Source organism: Limosilactobacillus sp. DJ3M12, from assembly GCF_947381695.1.
Classification (GTDB): domain Bacteria; phylum Bacillota; class Bacilli; order Lactobacillales; family Lactobacillaceae; genus Limosilactobacillus; species Limosilactobacillus kinnaridis.
Genome location: NZ_CANCWY010000053.1, coordinates 1 through 1,673, shown reverse-complemented (window position 1 = coordinate 1,673; position 1,673 = coordinate 1). Strand labels below are relative to the sequence as shown.

Sequence of the window (1,673 nt, the reverse complement as noted above, 5' to 3'; positions counted from 1 at the left end):
AAAACATTTGCGAAGTCAATTCGCTTAATAACAAAGATAATTGAGAGCTATTCAAGTTCTTATATATTTTATATGAGAGTTTGATCCTGGCTCAGGATGAACGCCGGCGGTGTGCCTAATACATGCAAGTCGTACGCACTGGCCCAACTGATTGATGGTGCTTGCACCTGATTGACGATGGATTACCAGTGAGTGGCGGACGGGTGAGTAACACGTAGGTAACCTGCCCCGGAGCGGGGGATAACATTTGGAAACAGATGCTAATACCGCATAACAACAAAAGCCACATGGCTTTTGTTTGAAAGATGGCTTTGGCTATCACTCTGGGATGGACCTGCGGTGCATTAGCTAGTTGGTAAGGTAACGGCTTACCAAGGCGATGATGCATAGCCGAGTTGAGAGACTGATCGGCCACAATGGAACTGAGACACGGTCCATACTCCTACGGGAGGCAGCAGTAGGGAATCTTCCACAATGGGCGCAAGCCTGATGGAGCAACACCGCGTGAGTGAAGAAGGGTTTCGGCTCGTAAAGCTCTGTTGTTGGAGAAGAACGTGCGTGAGAGTAACTGTTCACGCAGTGACGGTATCCAACCAGAAAGTCACGGCTAACTACGTGCCAGCAGCCGCGGTAATACGTAGGTGGCAAGCGTTATCCGGATTTATTGGGCGTAAAGCGAGCGCAGGCGGTTGCTTAGGTCTGATGTGAAAGCCTTCGGCTTAACCGAAGAAGTGCATCGGAAACCGGGCGACTTGAGTGCAGAAGAGGACAGTGGAACTCCATGTGTAGCGGTGGAATGCGTAGATATATGGAAGAACACCAGTGGCGAAGGCGGCTGTCTGGTCTGCAACTGACGCTGAGGCTCGAAAGCATGGGTAGCGAACAGGATTAGATACCCTGGTAGTCCATGCCGTAAACGATGAGTGCTAGGTGTTGGAGGGTTTCCGCCCTTCAGTGCCGGAGCTAACGCATTAAGCACTCCGCCTGGGGAGTACGACCGCAAGGTTGAAACTCAAAGGAATTGACGGGGGCCCGCACAAGCGGTGGAGCATGTGGTTTAATTCGAAGCTACGCGAAGAACCTTACCAGGTCTTGACATCTTGCGCTAACCTTAGAGATAAGGCGTTCCCTTCGGGGACGCAATGACAGGTGGTGCATGGTCGTCGTCAGCTCGTGTCGTGAGATGTTGGGTTAAGTCCCGCAACGAGCGCAACCCTTGTTACTAGTTGCCAGCATTAAGTTGGGCACTCTAGTGAGACTGCCGGTGACAAACCGGAGGAAGGTGGGGACGACGTCAGATCATCATGCCCCTTATGACCTGGGCTACACACGTGCTACAATGGACGGTACAACGAGTCGCAAGCTCGCGAGAGTAAGCTAATCTCTTAAAGCCGTTCTCAGTTCGGACTGTAGGCTGCAACTCGCCTACACGAAGTCGGAATCGCTAGTAATCGCGGATCAGCATGCCGCGGTGAATACGTTCCCGGGCCTTGTACACACCGCCCGTCACACCATGGGAGTTTGTAACGCCCAAAGTCGGTGGCCTAACCTTTATGGAGGGAGCCGCCTAAGGCGGGACAGATGACTGGGGTGAAGTCGTAACAAGGTAGCCGTAGGAGAACCTGCGGCTGGATCACCTCCTTTCTAAGGAATAAAACGGAACCTACACATCG

Annotated in this window: 1 rRNA gene; it reads left to right on the top strand. The window is 52.4% G+C overall.

Annotation, left to right across the window (positions count from 1 at the left end):
* The first annotated feature begins 68 nt into the window (after nt 1–68).
* Nucleotides 69–1,644 (top strand): 16S ribosomal RNA (locus QOS06_RS10620).
* Nucleotides 1,645–1,673 lie beyond the last annotated feature (29 nt).